Annotated in this window: 15 protein-coding genes; 12 read left to right on the forward strand and 3 right to left on the reverse strand. The window is 50.6% G+C overall.

The features are described 5' to 3' along the window. Nucleotide 1: 1 nt before the first annotated feature. From pglX to BUE18_RS12910, 12 genes are all read left to right on the forward strand, one after another. Nucleotides 2-3,850 (forward strand): BREX-1 system adenine-specific DNA-methyltransferase PglX, encoded by a 3,849-nt coding sequence (gene pglX / locus BUE18_RS12850; protein WP_073476320.1) that lies wholly within the window; start codon nt 2-4, stop codon nt 3,848-3,850. Nucleotides 3,851-3,862: 12 nt separating this feature from the next. Further along, entirely contained in the window at nt 3,863-4,975 is a 1,113-nt protein-coding gene (locus tag BUE18_RS12855; RefSeq protein WP_083610987.1) for an AAA family ATPase, read from the forward strand. Continuing rightward, nucleotides 4,972-5,664, forward strand: a complete 693-nt coding sequence (locus BUE18_RS12860; RefSeq protein WP_073476322.1) for a DUF4276 family protein — start codon at nt 4,972-4,974, stop codon at nt 5,662-5,664. Before BUE18_RS12855 ends, BUE18_RS12860 begins: the two co-directional genes overlap by 4 nt. Then, entirely contained in the window at nt 5,594-8,272 is a 2,679-nt protein-coding gene (locus tag BUE18_RS12865) for a PglZ domain-containing protein (protein WP_083610988.1), read from the forward strand. The genes BUE18_RS12860 and BUE18_RS12865 overlap by 71 nt, the downstream gene beginning before the upstream one ends. Before the next feature lie 2 nt (nt 8,273-8,274). Next, nucleotides 8,275-10,305: a protease Lon-related BREX system protein BrxL gene (brxL, locus tag BUE18_RS12870; RefSeq protein ID WP_073476326.1), complete on the forward strand. Its 2,031-nt coding sequence runs from the start codon at nt 8,275-8,277 to the stop codon at nt 10,303-10,305. 15 nt (nt 10,306-10,320) lie between these two features. After that, nucleotides 10,321-10,500, forward strand: coding sequence for a hypothetical protein (locus BUE18_RS12875; RefSeq protein WP_211482808.1), 180 nt, complete (start codon nt 10,321-10,323; stop codon nt 10,498-10,500). 41 nt (nt 10,501-10,541) lie between these two features. Beyond that, nucleotides 10,542-12,083, forward strand: coding sequence for an SAVED domain-containing protein (locus BUE18_RS12880; RefSeq protein ID WP_073476327.1), 1,542 nt, complete (start codon nt 10,542-10,544; stop codon nt 12,081-12,083). Nucleotides 12,084-12,085: 2 nt separating this feature from the next. Further along, on the forward strand, nt 12,086-13,237 hold the full coding sequence (locus BUE18_RS12885; protein ID WP_073476329.1) for an SMODS domain-containing nucleotidyltransferase: 1,152 nt from the start codon (nt 12,086-12,088) through the stop codon (nt 13,235-13,237). Then, nucleotides 13,230-15,086, forward strand: a complete 1,857-nt coding sequence (locus tag BUE18_RS12890) for a ThiF family adenylyltransferase (RefSeq protein WP_170868354.1) — start codon at nt 13,230-13,232, stop codon at nt 15,084-15,086. Before BUE18_RS12885 ends, BUE18_RS12890 begins: the two co-directional genes overlap by 8 nt. Beyond that, complete coding sequence (locus BUE18_RS12895) at nt 15,086-15,571, forward strand: Mov34/MPN/PAD-1 family protein (protein WP_073476332.1); 486 nt, start codon at nt 15,086-15,088, stop codon at nt 15,569-15,571. Before BUE18_RS12890 ends, BUE18_RS12895 begins: the two co-directional genes overlap by 1 nt. A gap of 400 nt (nt 15,572-15,971) precedes the next feature. Further along, nucleotides 15,972-16,700, forward strand: coding sequence for a hypothetical protein (locus tag BUE18_RS12905; RefSeq protein ID WP_073476335.1), 729 nt, complete (start codon nt 15,972-15,974; stop codon nt 16,698-16,700). A gap of 125 nt (nt 16,701-16,825) precedes the next feature. Further along, nucleotides 16,826-17,218, forward strand: a complete 393-nt coding sequence (locus BUE18_RS12910) for a hypothetical protein (RefSeq protein WP_073476337.1) — start codon at nt 16,826-16,828, stop codon at nt 17,216-17,218. 15 nt (nt 17,219-17,233) lie between these two features. On the opposite strand, the gene BUE18_RS12915 is transcribed toward BUE18_RS12910, so the two are convergent. The 3 genes from BUE18_RS12915 to BUE18_RS12925 are packed head-to-tail and all read right to left on the reverse strand — an operon-like array spanning nt 17,234 to nt 20,633. Beyond that, nucleotides 17,234-17,740: a hypothetical protein gene (locus BUE18_RS12915; RefSeq protein WP_073476338.1), complete on the reverse strand. Its 507-nt coding sequence runs from the start codon at nt 17,738-17,740 to the stop codon at nt 17,234-17,236. Then, nucleotides 17,737-19,590, reverse strand: a complete 1,854-nt coding sequence (locus BUE18_RS12920; RefSeq protein ID WP_073476340.1) for an ATP-dependent helicase — start codon at nt 19,588-19,590, stop codon at nt 17,737-17,739. Before BUE18_RS12920 ends, BUE18_RS12915 begins: the two co-directional genes overlap by 4 nt. Then, entirely contained in the window at nt 19,587-20,633 is a 1,047-nt protein-coding gene (locus BUE18_RS12925; RefSeq protein WP_073476342.1) for a hypothetical protein, read from the reverse strand. Before BUE18_RS12925 ends, BUE18_RS12920 begins: the two co-directional genes overlap by 4 nt. Between the last annotated feature and the right edge of the window lie 473 nt (nt 20,634-21,106).

The raw sequence follows: 21,106 nt of genomic DNA on the forward strand, positions 1-21,106 counted from the left end.
GATGAACGATTCCCTGATTGCCCAGATACAGCGGTTCACCCTGGAAGCCCGCGAGATGTTGGAAACCGAAGCCAGCCGGCAGTTGGAGGGCATTTATGGTTGGCTACCCAACGGCGATTTCGCGGACCCGGGCAAGTATCCGGCCCTGGACCAGATCGAGGAAGCGGTCGTGACCCGCAGTCGGCTGGAGGCCCATGCCGGGGAAGAAAAGGCAGCCGGCGTTTCGGGAAGGGAGGCTCGTGAAAAGTTGGTTCGGGAAACCGCCTTCACCTGGCTCAACCGCATCGTGGCCCTGCGCATGATGGAGGAACGCAAAATCATCAAGTCCACGGTGGGCAAGCTGGAAAAATCCAACGCCTTCATTTTCTGGCTCACGTCGGACGGCAACGAGGACATGTATGCCCTCCATGAACAGGGCGCCCTCCCCAAAAACGCCATGGGCGAAGGACCCAGCGACCAGGCGTACCGGCAATTCATCCTCTGGCAATGCGGTCAACTGGCCAAGGATGTGTCCGTGCTCTTTGATCCAGAGACCCTTTCCTCCCGCCTTTTTCCCCGACCGGCCGTGTTGAAGCAGATCGTGGAATCCATGAACCCGCCGGAACTGGCCGAGGCATGGCAGGCCGGGAACGAGGAAACCGTGGGGTGGGTGTATCAGGCATTCAACTCCGAAGAATTGCAGGCGGCCTTCACTGCCGCGCGTCTTTCGAAAACCAAGTTCGAGGCAAAAGACATCCCTTCAGTGACGCAACTCTTCACTCTCAAGTGGGTGGTGAAGTTTCTGGTGGAAAATACGTTGGGGCGTCTCTGGATGGAAATGCATCCGGATTCCCGCCTCAAGAACCATATGGATTATTTGGTTCCTTTTTCTGAAACCAAGCGCGAATTGAAACTGGTCAGGGAAATCACCTTCCTGGACCCCAGTTGCGGGTCCATGCATTTTGGTCTGTTTGCCTTTGACCTTCTTGTGGAGATGCACCGGGAGGAACTAGAAAAGGCCGGGCAACCAGGGTGGCCGGAAAAACCAAGTGTGGATTCCGAAGAGACCATACCCGCCAGCATCATCAGCAACAACATTCACGGCATTGACATCGACCTGCGGGCGGTCCAGCTGTCCGCGCTCACGCTCCTTCTGAAAGCCCGCACCCTGAACAAACAAAGTGATTTCACCGACCGGAATCTGGTCTGCGCCAACGTGGAGGCCGTGACCGGAGGGCGATTGGACGACTTCATTTCCAAGACCCAATTCAGCCACCCCATTTACGAACGCATCCTTCGCGCCATGGCCGCCAGCCTGAAGGATTCAGAGCAATTGGGTAGCCTCCTTCGTCTGGAAAGAATCTTGGAACACCACATTGCCGAAGAACGGAAAAAGGTGGACGCCCAAAAGCAATTGGGGCTGGCCTTTCCCGGGGTGACACAGGACCAGTTCACAACCGAGGCTGGAGTTCAGGAGTTTTTTGAAATTCTTGAGGTCCATATTCTCCGACACCTCGACCTTTTTGTACAGGAATCCCGGGAAGGCGAACAGGAGCCGAATCACTTTGCATCGGAAACAGCAAAGGGGCTGAGGCTTTTGAGCCTGGTCTCGGATCGCTATGACGTGGTGGCCACCAATCCGCCGTACCTTTCCGGCCGAAAAATGAACAAAAGGTTGGCCGATATGCTCAAGGATCAATATCCCGAGGGCAAGGCTGACCTCTATGCCGCGTTCATACTTCGGTGCCAGGAGCTTGCGCGCCCCAAGGGTTTCGTGGGCATGCTCACCATGCATTCCTTCATGTTCATCAGTAGTTACGAGAACATGCGGGAAACTCTCCGGGATAATGTTTGCGTGGAAACCCTTGCTCATTTTGGCGGCGGATTGTTTGCCGTAGGCAATCCCGGCACCTTGCAGACAGCCGCCCATGTGTTGCGAAAGGAAACAGAGACGGCCAAACGCCTGGAACACCAGGGCACGTTTTTCCGGCTGGTGCGGGAAAAGGATTCGGAAGGGAAACGCCTCGCCTTTGAAAACGGCCTTGCCGCGTTGAAGGCCGGACAACCCCATCCCCTGGTCTTCACCTCTCACATGGAGGATTTCGATGCGGTTCCGGGTAAGCCGTGGGTGTATTGGGTGCCACCGACTATACTTCAGCTATTTCTTAATCTTGATCTTTTGGGGAATACCGCCCCCCCCAGGCAAGGTCTTGCTACTGCTGATAACAGCCGTTTTCTCCGAAAGTGGTGGGAACTTGCACTCTCCAATTTAGTCAGAAATGCATCGACCTGCGCTGACAGCAAGATTACAGGTAAAAAGTGGTTTCCTTATATGAAGGGAGGGGCACCGATTCATTGGTACGGAAATCAAGAGCACATTGTAAACTGGAAAGATGACGGTGTTGAAATCAGAAATTTTACAAATGAAAAAGGAAAGGTTCTGTCACGCCCGCAAAACACAGGTTATTATTTCCTTAAAGGTGTTACTTGGAGCGATGTAAGTTCCAAAGGCTTCGCGGGGAGGCTGTCACCCGGAGGCTTTGTTCATGATGTGTCCGGGATGACCTGTTTCCCGAAGGACTCCCAATTGTATGAGGTTTTGTCCGTTTTCAATTCAACCGTGGCCAAATATCTTTTGAGTGCTCTGAATCCCACCATTCATTATCAAGTGGGAGATATAGAGCGTCTGCCCATTCCAGATCAGTCTTCGGCCACTCTGGATTCATTGGTTGAAAGGGCAGTTGATCTTGCGAGGCAAACCAGCGTTGAAAGCGAAATCACCTATGATTTTACCCTTCCCCCTTTGTCCATCGAGCAGGTGGATAATCGCCACGCCCGGCTGCGGGAGATCGAGGAGGAAATCGACAGGGAAGTGACCCGCCTTTACGGCCTGACCGAGGAGGACCGCCTTGCCCTGAAGGCTGAGTTGGAGGGCACGGCCACCGCCGATGTGGACGAGGAAGGCGAGGACTCTGACAATGGTGACGAGGAGGACGAGGCTGCCGAAAGCGCCTGGACCGAGCCGCAACTCGCGCGCGCCTGGATCAGCTACGCTTTAGGAACGGTTCTGGGCCGGTACGCCATCGGCCAACCCGAGGGCCTGGGCCGTGGGGATTTTGACGAGGCAACCGTGGCGGCCATCCGCGCCCTGGTGGACGAGGACGGAGTCATGCCGTCTGACCAAGGCCACCAGCAGGACATTACGGCGCGGACCCTCAAATGCCTGGAGCTTATGCGTGGATCGGACATCTCCCATGCCTTGATCCGAAACGCCGCCGACTCGGACGGCGACCCCGAGGACCTGCTGCGAAATTTCCTGGACCGCTTCACCGGAAAACCGGAGGTCTCCTTCTGGCGCCACCACTTCCAATTGTACCGCAAGCGGCCCATCTACTGGCCCCTGCAATCCCCCAAACGCAAATTCACGGTATGGGTCTTTCAGGAGCGCTTCACCCCGGACACCCTGTTCAAGGTGCGCTCCGAATTCGCGGACCCGAAAATCCGTTGGCTGGAGGGCCAGGTCAAAGACCTCAAGGAAAAGGCCGACCAAAGCGCGGGCGCGGTAAAACGGGACCTTGAAAAGGAAGCCTCAAAACTTTCCGACATCCTGGACGACGTGCAGGAATTTTCCAAACGCCTGAACGCTGTGATCCAGAGGGGCTACACCCCGCGCATAGACGACGGCGTGCTCATCAACGCCGCGCCCCTTTGGGAGCTTCTGCCCTCCTGGCCGGACACGAAAAAGGCATGGAAGGAACTGGAGGAAGGCAAATTCGACTGGGCGCACCAAGCCATGGACCACTGGCCCGATCGCGTGAAAGAAAAGTGCGAAACCAACAAATCCTTCGCCATCGCCCATGGGTTGGCATGAGAGAGGGGAGTCATGGATATATTAAAGAGCATCAGTATTGAGGGCTTCAAATCCATCCGAAACTTGGATTGTTTGGAATTGGGGCCGATCAATGTACTTATCGGTCCGAACGGAGCCGGAAAATCCAACTTCGTCAGTTTTTTTCAATTGCTGAACTACGCAATGACCGAGGGTATGCAGACCTATGTTTCGACACGAGGTTTTGCAAACAGCTTTCTCCATCTGGGCTCCAAGATGACCCACCGAATTCACGCCGAGTTGGAGTTCCAAGTTGAGACGGGAATAAACCGTTATTGCTTCACTCTGGTTCCCGCTGCAAGGGATAGCCTCATTTTTTCCGAGGAAAAGGTTTTCTTCCAGGCGGAAGGACACCCACATCCTATTGAATGCGAGCTTGATCCGGGGAGCAAGGAAAGCAATCTGCCCAAAGCCACCAGCCCGCCTTTGAATGCCAACGAGTTACGAACAGCAAGGGCCATTTTGAGTCAATTGATGAGAAAACGGGTCTATCAATTCCACGACACCTCGTTGGAATCCAGATTACGCAAGGCGACGCATCTTGATGACAACCGCTACCTCCGTTCGGATGGCGGCAATCTGTCGGCAATATTATTCAGACTGCAAAGAGACAAATCGGATTTTTATAGACGAATTATATTACAGTTACGCCGGATGATTCCCAGCTTCCAGGATTTTGTTCTGGAGCCCGAAGGTGATCATATTTTGCTTCAATGGAGAGGGACTGACCCGGAATACATCTTTGGACCGCACCAGCTTTCTGACGGTAGCTTGCGCCTCATGGCCTTGACCACTTTGTTCCTGCAACCTCCCGAAGACTTGCCCGACATGGTCATCGTCGACGAGCCGGAATTAGGGTTGCATCCCGAAGCTGAGGCCCTGCTGGCGGGCATGATCCGGTCGGTTTCGGCCAAGTGTCAGGTTCTGTTGGCAACCCAATCAGCGAGCCTCGTGGACAATTTTGAACCGGAAGATGTCATCGTCTGCGAATTACAGGATGGAGCGAGCGATTTCCGCAGGCCAACAATGGAAGAACTGCAAGTCTGGCTGGAAGACTACACGCTTGGAGAGGTCTGGAGAAAAAACGTGATGGGAGGCCAGCCATGAGCAAGTCGATTGTTTTTTATGTGGAAGGTCCCTCGGAGCGGGAATTTGTTAACGAGATTATTGGACCGCATTTGAGCACTTTGGGAATCCCATGGCATAAACCGATACTAGTGGCAAACAGCGTTCGCAAAGATCGCACTTCACGTGGTGGAGTCAATAAATATGGCCCTATAAGGAAGGATTTGAGAAGGTTGTTACATAGGCAGGGGGATAATTACATTATCACAACCTTGATAGATTATTACGGGAGGCCAAGTGACTTCCCGGCTCCAGACGCACCTCTTCCAATAGGAGCTACTCCCTTGGAAAAAGCATTGGCCGTAGAAAATGCTTGGGCTCAGGACATAAATGATTCACGCTTTCTCCCGTTCTTGTTCCTGCATGAATATGAAACCCTCATTCTGAGTGATCCCAACTCATTGCTCACTGCATATCCAGGTGAAGAAGACGCGATGACCGCTCTTGTCCAAGACACGGCCGGTTTTGAAAACCCGGAAGACATCAATGATAGTCCTATTACCGCTCCATCCAAACGGATCATTCGGATATTTGAGGCGCATAATTTACGTTATGACAAAGTGACCGGTGGAGCCCTGGCGGTTCTTGAGTTAGGGTTGGATGCCATACGCCAAAAGTGCCCGAAATTTAACTGCTGGCTCACTATGTTGGAATCACTTGCTCCAAACTGAGGATTCAGGGATGGCCAAACTATCCGACCGCATTCGAAGCATGATCGCCCGCCAAGTCAAGGACCGTGGGATTGTTGTCTGGTATGATCCGGAGAAAGCCTATGCGGGGTTGATTCAAAACCTGGACCTGCCGGAAACCGCTGTCCTCCAATATGCGGACTCCTTTTTTCGCCTGCGCCATGAACTGGAATCCTACCTTGAATTCGTGAATTCGGAGCAAAAACCCAAGGACGGGTGCGGCGTGGCGCCGAACGTGGTGGTCTACGTTCCCATGGAGCGAGGACAAACCTCCTTTGCCCTGGTGGAGGCGGAAACCGCCGGCGTGGTGGTGGAACCGGGAGCCGAAACTGCGGACCGCAACAGCCGCCTGCGCGTTCAGGCAGAGTCCTTTTTCCTGGAAAAGGCGCCGGAAAAGGCGGGCCACCTGGCCAGGCAAGTGGAGGAAGGATTGCTCACCCTGGAGGATTTGGACCGGATATCCGAAGAGGTGGGGAGCATCACCTCGGGCGCACTCAAGCTCGTGTTCGGCGCGGCATCGCCTTTGGAATCCATTATTGAATTCGCTTCCGGACCGGACAAGGATGAACAGATTTCCCGGAAAAAGGCGCTCGGCGAATTACGGAGCCTGGTGAAATCCGAGCTGGGTCTTGATTTTGGTGACGCGACATCCCCGGAGGATGCGCGCCGGGAACTGCGCCGAGTCATTTTACTGGCGGAATTCACTGCATCCATATCCGAAACCGCTCGGCCCTCCACGCTGGACACCGTCGCCCTCCCTGAAAATCCCGTGCAAATGGATGCGCTGAAACATCTTTGTGAGACATGGCGCAATCGTGTGGACTTTCGCGAGGGATATGTCGAGGCGGCCCTGGACCTTGAGCACGCCGCCGGCATTTCCCAGTTGCCCTTGAATCCCGAAGATGTGGAAACGGCTCGGACGTTTCCCTGCATCGAAAACCTGCTCGTCCGGTTTGTGCAGGATTGCCTTTTGGAAGGTCGACTCGACGAGGCGATGCGCATAACTCAGCTTCGAAAGAACACGTTTTGGCCCCGGGAATTGCCGGAACTGCTCTTGAAATGGTCCGCTCTGGAACTCGCCGCGCGTTTCATGATCGAAGCCGCAAAGGTGCGCAAGCAAATCAAGGCTCATGATTACTCGGTGTCGGAAATGGTGCGAGCCTATGCTTTGTTTTCGGAACCCTGGATGATGATCGACCGCCTGCATCGGCATTGGGAAAGCCGCCTCCTTAATCTCGATCCCGATGACATGGAGGAGGATCGGCTCGAAAAGCTGACGGCCAAGGTCAGGAGAATGTATTCTGATTTTGCCGATGAACTGAACCGCGCCTTTGTGGACCGTTTCCGAAAGGCCGGCCTCGAAATCGAAGGAGTGCTATCCCAATCTCGCGTGTTCCATGATCGTGTCGCTCCGGCCATGACCAAAAAGAAAAAAACGGTGTATTTCCTGGTGGACGCGCTTCGCTACGAAATGGCCGCCGAACTGCTCGAAGGCATGGACAAGGATTTCGACGTGGCTCTTGAACCGGCAATCTGTAGCCTGCCCTCCATCACGCCGGTGGGAATGGCGGCGCTCATGCCGGGCGCCGAACTGGGAATGGAACTGGAGGCGGTCAAGTCCGGAATGTGCGTGGGCATAGCGGGCCACCTCCTAAAGGATCGCAAGAGCCGGCTTGAATATGCGCAGCAAAAGATTCCGGGCAAGGTGATGGCATTGAAACTGGCCGATGTCCTGAGGCTGGGGGCCAAAAGGAAAAAAGATTTGAAGGAGGCCGACCTGGTCATCGTGACCTCCCAGGAAATCGACCGACTGGGCGAGGACGGCGACGACTACGCCGAAACCCGCCGATTCATGGACGACATGCTGGAACAGTTGCGCCGCTCCATCAGGATTCTTGCGAAGGCGGGAATTGAGCATTTCGTCATCACGGCAGATCATGGTTACCTGTTCGCCGATAGGGTGGACCCTGGCATGTTCATGGATTCTCCCGGCGGAACAGTTGTCGAGCTTCACCCTCGCGCATGGATCGGTAAGGGAGGAGCGGACGCCAATGGATACGTCCGGGTTTCAGCAAGTGAACTGGAATACGGCGGCGACCTGGAAATGGCATTTCCGCGCGGGCTGTCCTGCTTCAAGGTAAAAGGCGGTGTTGGCGGGTACTTCCATGGAGGCGTCTCCCTTCAGGAGATGGTCATTCCCGTCGCCGTGTTGAATGGGAAAGGTGCCGCGAGCGTCGGTGCAACATCCGGTGTCACGTTGAAACTGGAATTTGGAAAATCGGCAATCACCAACCGTTTCTTTTCCATGACCGCTACGCTGGAAACCCATGGCCTTTTCGAGTCTGAAAACGTCCGGGTTCGAGCCGCAGTTCTTTCGAATAAAAAGGAGGTCGGGTTCTGCGCCATGGCAGCCTACGGTTATGAAGAGGGCTCCCGTGAAATCACCATGCGTGTGAACGAACCGAACGCCCTCACCTTCATGCTGTCCGAAGATTCCGGCATCGAGAAGGTGACGATTCAGATAGTGGACTGCCATACACAACTTGAATTGGCGACCATGGCCGATGTGCCTGTAAAATTGGGGATTTGATTATGGACGATGCTCTTGACCGGAAGGTGACGGACGTTTTCGCGGGGAAGGTGGTCCGCAAGGATTTGGTGCGGAAAATCAAGGTCGGCGCCAATGTTCCCGTGTTCGTGTTGGAATATTTGTTGGGCAAGTATTGCGCCACCGATGATCCGGCGGCCATCGACGCCGGCATGCGCGTGGTGAACAACACCCTGGCTGAAAATTTCTGCCGCCCCGAGGAAGCCAACAAGGCCCAGGCGCTGGTCAAGGAAAAGGGACGCCACACCTTCATCGACAAAATCAAGGTCCGCTACCTGGCGCAGGATGACAAATACTGGGCTGAACTGGTCAATTTCGGGAACAAGTACCTCCATGTCCCGGACCGATTCGTCCGCGAGTTCGACCGCCTTCTCATGGGTGGGGTATGGGCTCAGGTGGAAATCCGCCATGAGTACGACGAGGAGATGAAAGGGAGGCGTAGTCCCTTTTGGGTGGAGCAGATCACGCCGATCCAGTTGGCCCATTTTGAACTGGATGAATACCGCCAGGCCAGGGCCAGGTTCACCTCCGATGAATGGGTGGACCTTCTTGTCCGCAGTGTGGGACTGGAGCCATCTCAGTTTGATCGACGTCTTAAATTGCTGTTTCTTCTGAGGCTGGTGCCCCTGTGCGAAGGTAATTACAACCTCGTTGAACTTGGACCGAGAGGCACTGGCAAATCTTTCGCCTACCAGGAATTGAGCCCTTACGCCATTCTGCTCACCGGTCCCACCACCGTGGCAAATCTTTTCTACAACATGGCATCCGGTAAAATGGGCTTGGTCGGTCTTTGGGACGCCATCGGTTTTGATGAAGTGGCCGACCTGCAAAAAATGCCCAAGGAAGTGGTGACCACACTCAAAACCTACTGCGAATCCGGTTCCTTTGCGCGTGGCAAGGAATCCCTGAGCGGCCAAGCCTCGATTGCCATGTTCGGCAATACCAACCAGCCGGTTGAGGTCATGGTCCGGTCATCTCATCTGTTCATGCCCATGCCGGATGTGATTCGAGACGACCTCGCTTTTCTGGACCGTATCCATGGATACCTTCCCGGGTGGGAGGTGCCGAAAATGCGCATGGAATTTTTCACCGACCATTACGGATTCGTGGTGGATTACCTCGCCGAAGCCATGCGCGTTCTTCGCCGACATAACCACACCGAGTTGGTGGACAAGTATTTTTCCTTTGGGGATCACCTGAACGCCAGGGATGTGAAGGCCGTCAGAAAATCAGTGTCGGGGTTGGTCAAGCTCATTTATCCGGAAGGCGATGTGACCAAGGACGAATTGTCGGAGCTTCTTGGTCTTGCACTGGAATGTCGGCGCCGTGTCAAGGAGCAGTTGAAGAAGATCGGGGCCTTCGAATACCACCAGACCTCGTTTTCCTATCGGGACAAAGAAACAACCGAGGAAACTTACGTCGGTGTGCCAGAGGAAGGCGGCCGCAACCTCATATCCACGGACCCGTTAGCGCCGGGCTGCCTGTATACTGCGTCCGTGAATCCCGAGGGCAAGGTGGGCCTATATCGCATCGAGACCGGCGTATCCTCGGGCACCGGCAAACTCAAACTGGCCGGCGGGTTGCAAAGCCATATGAAGGAATCCGCTCAACGCGCATTCGCTTTTCTTCAAGGACACAAGGTTCCCATGGGAATCGCAAGCGTGTTCGACACGACGGACTTTCATGTCGAAGCTATCGACCTGCTCGGCAACAAGATAATTTGCGAGGCGGGCGTAGCCTTTATTGTCGCAATCTATTCGGCCATCAAGAAAGCCCAAGCCATGCCCGGACTCGTGATCCTCGGCGACCTGAGCATCCAGGGTAATATCAAGGCAGTGCAATCCCTGGTCGAACCGCTCCAAATGGCCATGGAAAACGGAGCAAGGCGCGCGTTGATCCCCCTGGAGAACAAGCGAAATTTCCTGGAGGTCTCGGGCGACATCATGGAAACCGTCGATCCGGTTTTCTACTCCGATCCTCAAACCGCAGCCATGAAGGCGCTGGCTTTGAAATGAAGGGAGCGGAACGCCATGAAAAACTCGGACCGTGCAGCCGCCCGGCTTGAGCATGACCGCGCCCTGCAAAAGGTGGTCATCGGCATGCTCGCCGACCACACGGAACTGTTCAAGCAGTTCAGCGACAACCCGGGCTTCAAGAAGTGGCTGGCGGACACGATCTTTGCGGTGACGTATGAGGAGAGTAGGGTTTAGCTGTCGGGTGTCGATGAAGTGAATGGTTTGCGGAGAAGATTATGGCTCAAAAACAAGTAGGTGCTCGGACAGAAGGCGATGTCGTCCAGGGTCTCTTCTTTTGGCAACAGGCCGCAAAGCTGATGATACCAGAATCGCTGGTTATTCGGGTAACCATAGAACATGATGAAGCAGACGGAGTTGACGACGTAGCGGTGTTCTATGGTTCGGACGGGATAAATGCCGGCGGATGGCAATGTATGGCTGACTACTATCAGCTCAAATATCATGTCGACAACAGTCATGCCTATAGTTCAGACGCTATTGTTGACCCTGCGTTTACCAAGGCGAAATCTTCACTTCTTCAGCGATTCCACAACGCTTACAAAAAGCTAATCGCTACAGATGGTTCATTCAGATTGCATTTGGTTTCAAATTGGCAGTGGAGAGATGATGATCTTTTGGCAAAATCCATCAGAGAGTCTGATGGTGCATTACCACAATCATTTTTCACGCTCGGCCCGAGAAGTGATTTAGGCAAAATCCGTGAACAATGGCGCAAACATCTTGATCTTGACACGGAGGCTTTTAAATCCTTTACGAAAACATTACGTTTTCATCTTAACTATTTTGGCCGGCAAGATTTAAAGGAATGGGTGAATGATAGATTGGCACGTGCTGGTCTACGCATTCCTCCTGCCGATCATGCGGCATGCCCATATGAGAGTCTAGTTCAAAAGTTTCTGATGGATGGACCAAACTCTTTCGACAGGAAGACATTCTTTGAAATGTGCCGTCGTGAGGAACTCATTGACCTAAAGGATAGCCCAACACGGAATGACAAAGTAATCGGCATCAGAAGTTTCATTCGCTTTGCAGAGAACATCGAAGAGGAAACTGATAAATTCATTTGCGTAAGCGATCTTTTTGAAGGCCGACACCCAATTGATGATAGATCATGGAGAATTTCGACTTCACGGATATTGTCATTCCTGTCTGATAGAGAATTGACAAAGGCTCTGCGATCAAAGGATCATCGACTATTACTTGAATGTCATGGATCATTCGCCTTTTTGGCAGGATATGAAATGAGCAGAAACTCCGGCAGTCAGGTCTTTCCTGTTCAAAAACCTCGAATGGAAACATGGAAACCAGACGGAAACTCCGCATTCGAAGCACCAACAGTTGTCCTAACCGAAATAAAATATGAAGACGATGGTGAAATCGCAGTATCGTTTTCGTTTACGCATGGTATATTGGGTGATGTAGAATCATATTTCCAAAATACCGGGATAAAAATAAGCAAGATTGTTAACATTCAACCTAAAGGCGGTCCTGGTGGTGATAGCCTCAAAGGTGCAGATCACGTTTTGCAAGTTGTTGACGAGGTTGTTGAGCTGTTGCGGAATTTAAGGTCCAAGGCATCGGATGTAATTCACGTATTCGGTAGTACGCCAAATGCTTTCATGTTTTTTTTGGGTCAGTACCGAAATGCATTGGGCCGCTTGCAACTTTATGAATACGACTTCGGGTTTGAAAGACACTGTACCTATTCACCGAGCATTCTCGTACCCAAAGACGTAAACCCAGATCATGGAGGATAAAAGTGGAACTGCCAACTGATTTTAAATCTTTTCTCACAGCAATTAGGCCAACAGAAAACCAGCGGTCTGAATTAAAAACAGGCCACACAACATTGCGGTCGAGACTAAAAGATTTCCAGGAGCTTAAGGATGTTTACATAAGTGATTTCCTACAAGGAAGCTATCGCAGAGCAACCGCTGTTCGGCCAAAGGGCGAGAAACGATCTGACGTAGATATAATTGTTGTTACGAAATTGCATGAGGAAGAATACACTCCTGATGCTGCAATGGATATCTTTGTACCATTTCTTGATAAATACTATAAAGATAAATGGCAGAGACAAGGACGATCATTTGGTATTTCCTTGTCATATGTGGATTTAGACTTGGTGATAACTTCTGCTCCTTCCGAAGCTGAAATAGGAGCGCTTCAATCGGAATCTGTCACTTCAGAAACTGATATTGCTGAAGCCAAGGACTGGCGTTTGCATCCTTCTTGGCTTTCGTCGGATAGTAGGTGGTTGGTTGAGAATGCACAGGAGTTGTTGGCAAAAGCCAAATCAGAGAGTGAATGGAAACTAAGTGCCCTTCGCATCCCCAATCGTGAAGCCGGGAATTGGGAAGATACACACCCTCTCATGCAAATCCAGTGGACCAGAGACAAAAACGCATCCACCAATTATCATTTTGTCAATGTGGTAAAAGCCTTAAAATGGTGGAAGATTGAAAACTACGATGAGGCCAAGCACCCCAAAGGTTTTCCTCTTGAACGAATTATCGGTGACTGTTGTCCAGATGGCATAACCTCCGTTGCAAACGGCATTGTGACCACCCTTGAATCTATTGTTTCAAATTACATGGCCTATTCTATCACGAACAGTAAACCGATACTCCCTGATTATGGCGTCCCGGGCCATGATGTTCTTGGTCGCCTAAGCTCTGAAGATTTTAACATTTTCTACAATCAGGCCGAAGAAGGAGCAAAAATCGCCAGACGGGCCTACGACTCACAGGACCGCAATGAAAGTGGCAACCTGTGGCGTAAATTACTGGGTTCTAAATTCCCCGCACCTCCAGATAATGGAGGAAAAGCAAAGGCGGGTTATACCACGCCAGCCGCTGCTGCTGCTCCAGGAGGTGGAAGATTTGCTACAACTGGAGAGTATCTTGACTGAAATAAAAATGCCCGAGACTATTCGTGTTGGTGCGCACAATGCTCAAGCCATTCCCGGTGTCGAATTTTTCGATGAGCCATTTTTAAAGCAGTTCAAGGGAGCTTCTTTTTGGGGTTTCGCACTTCGCCTGCAAATCGGAGCATCTTCAGACATTGTTCCTCAAACAACAGAATGGTTCGCTTTAATAGAGGATAGCTATCCTTTTGGAGACATTTGGGTGTATCCGTCCAAGGCTAACGGGATTGACGTTACCTTTCCCCATCAAGACCTCAACTCATTTGGTAATGAAAAACAACCTTGGAGGGACGGTAAGCTTTGCCTTGTTAGTCCTGTCCAGGGGCTCGGGAGAATAGCAGGAGGGAAAGACCCGATAGGGAATTATGAGGAAAGGTTTCGATGGCATTTATCACGAGCAATCACTTGGTTAGGCTGTGCGGCCACAAACTCTTTAATGCAAGATGGCGATCCGTTCGAGACGCCATATTATGCATGTTCTTCGCGGCGGCATATAGTTCATAATGAATCTTCGGCGACCTTCCATCTTTGGGCACCATACAACGATGGCTCTTTAGGCATAGTTGTATTCCATGAGGTATTTAAAAACGACAATAGGGACTTGGCTGTCAGTTTTGAGACCATGGATGGCATTCCAATAAGAAGAACTCGACCATACTCAGAGGAAAATCACGGCATAAATAGTCGCCATCGGCGGACTGGATTTTGGTGGTTGTGGAAAGCTCCGATCGTTCTTCCTCCCTGGCAAGCTCCAACGAATTGGGGTGAGCTTAGAGAGATAGGAGATCAACAAGACATAGATGTTGATCAAGCATTGAGGTCTATTGCTTCCCTCGTCCGAGGGGAGGCGGCAACTGTGCTATTGATCGGTTATCCAATGCCGCTAATATGTGGTGAGGGGGCATGTGAAATCTACTGGCAAGCCATCCGACTGCCAAGACTTGAATCGACAAAACAAGCACCCAAGGGTGGATACCTTCCAACTGAAAAAAATTTTTGGGGGCGCGATCGTAGGCAAGCATTTATGGATCAACATAAATTTGCATACTTGAAAACCGAAAATTGGCATCCCGATAGAATGCAAGCGAGAGGACGTTTTGGTTCTACAATGTGTAAAGCGAAGGTTGCCCTCATTGGATGTGGTGCATTAGGTTCAATAATTGCCGAGCTATTAGTTAGAGAAGGAGTAGAGGATATTATGCTTATAGACGGCAAGCACCTCAGTGCACACAATCTTGTACGCCATACTCTTTATGGTGATGTAATAGGAAAAAACAAAGCTGATGCTTTGGCTGAATGCCTATCATTATCCTATCCTTTCACCAAAATAGTTTCAATAAACAATTATTTATCTTCATCATCCGATCAAGTTGAATCTCTCCTAATGGATCGTAAAATAGTGTTAGATTGTACTGGGTGCGATGAAATTATACAAATTCTGGAAAATGTCTGGTGGGAGATGCCTAAATTATTCATATCGTCATCGGTTGGCTATAAGGCGCAACGCACTTTTATCTTTAAGGCAATACGCCATCAATTTCCTTCAGAAGAGTTCCGGCGTATTTTGGAACCAATACTAAATGAGGAGCGAAACAATTGGGCTGAAAATGGTGAAACCTTAGAAGGACCTGGTTGTTGGTCACCCTTGTTTCCTGCACGTCTTGATGATTTGCTACTTTCGGCAACATCTTGTATCAAGGTAATTGAGGAATGTTTATTGCAATTCCGTCCGGATGCCAAAGTAGTTGTTTTTGAACAATCGTTTTCAAATGATATGTTTACTGGACTAACTCGTAAAGAATGTTCGCTCTTATCTTCTATGGAGGGCGAGTGATGCATCATGAATGGCGAACTGATTGTGGCGCTTACGGAATGTCAATAACCAAAAATGTTTGGGATTCCATTAAACGTGAATGTATAAAGTCAATTAATAATGAAATTGGGGGGATTCTAATTGGCTACTATACAAATGAAAACAGAATAGCTGTTGTTTGTGAAGCTACTCCACCACCAAAGGACTCACAGCAAGGAAGAACATGGTTTTGGAGGGGTATTACTGGCTTGCGGTCACTTCTTCTTGAGAGATGGGATCAGAAACAACGAACATATTACGTTGGAGAATGGCATTACCATCCAGCCAAGGTAATCGAACCCAGCATTGCAGATTTAAGACAGATGGAAAGTATAAGCAGATCAAAACGCTACTATTGTAATGAACCGATTCTTATAATCGTTGGAAAAGAAGGAAAAACCGATACTCCTGTAAGAGCTTTTGTCTTTCCAAGAGATCAAAAGCGTATTGAATTTGGTAAGGTGTAGTTCATTCGATTCCTGATTCAAGCGGTAAGAAATCCAAGAATCCATGATCCGGCCGCATCACGGCCGTTCAGCCCCGCATCCGTCTCCTGCGGCCCTTTGACCAGCGTAGCACAGCTACTTGGGCTACATGCTACGCATTGCCGGAGCACATGCCGGGTCACAGGATCATCCGCTATGGTTCTGTGAACGATGATTTCCTTGGGTTGCCACATAGACATTCTCCTTGGGTCCTGATTACCAGAGTAGCGCCGGTTTTACCAGAAACATCAATCACCACCTCACAGATTCGGAGCACTCGTCGCATAGAAGAATGGTTCCGCTCTTGACGTCCGTCACCAGACAAACTATTTGAAACAGAAACACGTCATCTCTCAATGAACCCTTTCCGTGGAGGAAGATCATGGCCGATAGCAAACCCTCGAAAAACCGCAAAGCCGCTGACACCCTCACCCCTACCAAACGGGAATCCGAACCCGTGGACATGGCCATGGTGGACAAGGCGGTGACCCACATCAACGAGATCGCCAACAAAACCATGTACAAGGGTTCCATCGAAATTGGGGAATACGTTCTTGACAAATTCTATGGTGGAGATGTCGAACAGGCGTCTTCCCGGAATCCGCATAAGCCGGCCAGTTATCAAGCACTGTGTAAGAGGGAGGACCTGGTCGTGGCCCCGGCCTGGTTGTCCGTGGCCGTCCGAGTAGCGGCCCAGGAGAGATGGTTTGCAGGGAATAATATCGACATCAGCGGCTTGTCCTACACGCACAAGGCCGAACTCGCGAAGATCGACAACGGGGCCAAGAAGAAATCCTTGGTGAAGAAGGTGCTGGATAAGGGCCTGTCCTCTCGGCAGTTGGCGGATGAAATCAAGAAGATAACTGCAAAGACAGGAGCGAAGGCACTGTCTGCCCCCCAGGTGAAAGCGAAACTGGAGAGAACCACCCGATTGTTGTCCGATGACCGCCTGCTGGATTTCCTCTCCGACACCACAAAACTGAAAAGCCTTCGTGATGAAACCAGGACTGCCCTGAAATCCGAGGCTGAGCAATTGGTGGAATCCATGGAAGAGGTGATCGGCCGATACAAGGAATTGATCCAGGTGCTTGAGAAAAAGGAAGTCAAATAAATCAGCATCTTGTACTTTTGTGGCGCCACAAGAGTACGCTGATGTCCGATGTCCGAGTTATCCCTCCTTTGGTTTTTCATCCTATCTTCTTATGGAAGATTTCAAACAGCCAAAGGAGGAAGACAATGAAAATAGAAAATCTGGTCCTGGCAGTGAAACTGTGGTTGACGGAAAACGGTTATCGTCTGGCTGAAGACACCGTTAAAGAAAACGATCATTTGTTGACGGCGCATCAGGAATACGGTGGCAAACCATTCGAATTGAAAATCATCATCAATTCCACCGCCATCAGTCTCCAAATGAAATACCTGGGCGCATTAGACATCACACCTCGCACGCTTGAAATCATCAACACCATCAACAGCTACAACGGTTACGACAAGGTGTTTTTCGATGAGGAAACCGGCACTTTGACCGGAATGACGCGGTTTCCGTCAGGGTCTATTTTCAAAAACGAAATCATTGACCTGGTAGGCAAGATGTTGCTGGTCCTCAAGGAAATTAGGGGTGGGGCATGAGCCTGATTACGGACATCAGATGATTCGCTCGAAAATCGGCGGAAGGGGCGGTTCCGTCTCTTCCGCCAACACAGTTCCCTTCAACCGATCGTGGTGTGGACCAAATATGAGTTCCATGCGGCGATCCAGGGATAGGCAGTTTTTCATCAGTCCTATCAAAATCATTTTGTTGGCCAATTGTGGTCCCATCCTGGGTGGTGGGATCAAAACCTGCACATCAAAATCAGCGAACATTTGCACCCCGTTTTCCAATACAAATTTTATGGGTACGGTCTCGCCAGGTTGAACTGGAGGGACTGGGCCATAGGAATCGTCGATGGATGTGAAATATCTTACCAAACCGAAACTCCTGTCAAAAAACAACCAATTGATCATACCCCCTTTTACATCGCGCTCTCCACGCGCACTTGATTTTCCACACTCCCTCACAATCGAATCCTGAAGATTTTTGAGTTGCCGGAAAATATGTTCGTTCAGGCCAAGGTCCATCTCTTCAACCAGCTCAAAAAAAATCGGTATCATGATTGCTCCTCCTCGTGATTAACAATCGTCCAAAGGTTGTAGGTTTCGGGCGGGGTGGGCATGATGAAATCGGCTGCGGACTTCTGTGGCTTGAGGTTCTGCCAAGATTTGAAACCCATTGGGAAAAACAGGTACAGGAATCTTGACGACCTGGTGATGATCGTGTCGAGCACCATCATCTCGTCGATGACCTGGTTTTGTTTCTTGAAGGTGCCGTGGGTTTTATAAAATGACGGGAACGGGGCCAGGAAAAACACCACCTTGGCCTCACCACCCTTGTACTGATGGATATTGGCGATGGTCAGGAAATCATTGGTGTCTGGCACCCCATGATTAACGTAATGGCCGAAGGAATCCAGGTTGAGGATTTCCCCGAGAACCCCGGTCGCGCGCGCATTCCTGAACAAATTCTCGATGGTTGGATCGGTGTATGGGTCCGGCATCTTGTCCATTGTTCGAACAAAATCGAGTACCGCATTGAGGGCGGTGGTTAGATCATCCCCGGCCTGGTTGATGGCATAAGACAGGTTGGCGAATTTCTGAAATACATCCCGGACCCGTTTGCCTTCATTGGAAATGTTGTCCGTAGTCCATCGGTTTTCATTGACCAGGTTGAGGACTCTCGTTGTCGTAGTCTTCCCGACCCCTGGCAGAGCCTTGAGCACGGCGGCCCATTCGTCTTTGGTTGCGGTCCCATAATGAATCTTGAGAACCACCTGTATTATATTGATAGACTTTGTTGGTTCATGGTTCTTTAGGTGTGAGATGTATGGCCATTGTTCCAGGTCCAATGATTTAACAAGGGACGAGGCATCCTTATCCTGACGAACGAGGACCACCATGTCCTTGAGGGTTATACCGTTGGCGATATGATGTTGGATTCTGTCGATAACCCCGCGCACATGCATGTGGCGTTTGCGGTTTACAACGACGATGGGTTTCTCACCTTTGGTTGACGAAGATTGTGGAAGAATTGGATAGCCAGGTAGGTGTTGCCGAATTTGCCCCCGGATTTCATTGGACAGATTAAGGATTTGTCTGGACAGCCGCTGATTCTTGGTCAGCATGTGACTTTCGCAACCACGCATGGCCCACAATTCGGGAAACCGCTTGTGAGATGCCCCGGCAAAACGGAACAAGGTTTGGTATGGATCACCAGCCCCTACAAAATGAGTCCCGTGGTCTATCAGGATTTTGAGGGTCTTCCATTGGACAGCCGTTAGGTCCTGAAATTCATCCACCATGATGCAGGGAAAGACTTTTGTTAGATGTTTTGCATAATCTGGGTCCTGACAAGCGCGGTGCAACAGGAAGGGGATGTGGTCAAAATCTATGTGCCCGGTAGAGAGACAGTGAGCGTGGACATTGTTGAGGATTTTCCTTTGGGTAGGGCAAGTCTTGAGGTGTTTGCAGGCAGTGGCTAAAGAGACCCCTCGGCGCAGGTGTTGGGTGTAGACCTTCTGAAGGAAAACCAGTTCTCCCTTGGTGGAAATTCCGGCAGCATCGGCTTGGTTCTTGATGGTTGATGCGTTGATGCCCGGTGTCAATTTTAGAGGACATTGATACCCAAGAGCCTCATGATCTGCGTTCTTGAGCAGTTTCCAGGCCCATGCATGGAATGTTGACACCCGTGCCCTTTCATGTCCGGCAGCGCCGCCCTTGAATCTGTCCTGCATGTTGACCACAGCCTTGTTTGTGTATGCTAGTAAGAGAACCCGGGGATAGCGGTCTTTTCTTGAATGTAGTATCAACGCCAGGGTTTCTGTTTTGCCTGTTCCTCCTGGTCCGCACAGGCTGACCACCGGCGCCCTGCTTCCAATAACCGCTTTTTGTTCTGGGGTAGGCTTCATTTCCACCATCCTTTCTTAGAAACAAACCGCACACGCTGGTCACGCATACGGAGGGAAGGGGTCATTAAGGGAAAGTCCTCGGGGTTTGAACACCACTGGAAGGCTGCCAGTGTGTCCTTGATGACCGCATTGAGCCTTGAGTCCTTCAGGTAGTAGCCGTGGTTGCTGGCGATACCCTTTTCCCTGAAGAACCGCCGCATTTCGGCAAGCGACATTCCTTTACAATGTCCTGGTTTGATCCCGTGGCGGGCCAATTTGGTATAGTTTGGCACCCTGAGGGAAATGTAATAGGGGATGAACTCTTTGTCCGGCGGTACGAAGGAGAAGTCATAATTCGCTAAGGATTCCACCGATGGGACGATTTTCATTTCCGAGTTATCAAACCTTGCTTCCATCCTGACGATATTGTGGTTCTGCACCCACGCCTCTTCTTCCTTGGTTAGAATGAGTCTTCTCTTCGCCGGTTTACGGGCCAGGTTCTTTTTGTTTTTAGACAACAGGTCCCGGCTCTTGTTGTACGTGGTCAGGCGATATCTGCTGTCCAATGAATGATGATGGAAGGTTTCAGGGCAGGTATCACATGGCGCAGGGTCAATTTTACTCACCGCCTTGGTATGATCCACCACCCACAGGAGGCGATCTTCCCCTGGTCCGAAGACAAGGTCCAAGGCCAAATGAAATTCCGACAACCTCCACCAGAACCCATAGGATTCCGTCAGATGGTTCAAGACAGTTACCACTTCTTTATATTCAAGCGGGGCAAAGTAGGATGAGAAAAATTTGATGGTGAAAGTCGGGACCACATGTTCATCACCAACAACAGGGAAGACTTTTACTATTTTCCGTTTGTCAGAAGTAATGAAGTCATAGGAGTAAACAAATTCTGACTTCCCCTTGGAACCTTTTTCCTTCAGGTTATTCTTATACTTCCCAATATATTTATAACCAGGGAGCCGGAGGTGTCTGTGGTCAACACTTATCCTTGTGGTACTTGTAATTGTGACTTCATCAATACTACACTTTATATGTTGTGGTAGTTTCACGCCTATACCTCTTTTCAGAAGGTTTGTAATTTGGTAGCTATAACCATGTTTTTTATGAATGGTTGTGAACAGGATCAGCAGTAAGTTATACTTTTATGATCGTGGTTGTAGGGAAGTCGTGCGTACTGACCCATCAATCATTCATCATAAATAAATAGGGTTGGTGGGAATTATTTATATGCGGAGTGACATATAATAATATAATGACACTCCCAGAATACCTCTTACAGCTAACAAGCCTTCAAAAAACTGCCGATACCCATTTTTTCAAGCTGAAGACCTGCATGGCCAGCACCCCCACCCCGAGCCTCACCATGGCCCTTCACCCCGCCGCTAAGACTCCACCGTGCCCACCGTGCCCTCAATGCCCACGATCCCCGGTACGAACACCATGGCCTCGTAGCATCAGGCCGCAGCCCAGCCGTGACCCTTTACCTCAAGGGCAGTCATTTGACGGACCATCAGTTCATGCT

It is taken from the genome of Desulfatibacillum alkenivorans DSM 16219, from assembly GCF_900142135.1.
Classification (GTDB): Bacteria; Desulfobacterota; Desulfobacteria; order Desulfobacterales; family Desulfatibacillaceae; genus Desulfatibacillum; species Desulfatibacillum alkenivorans.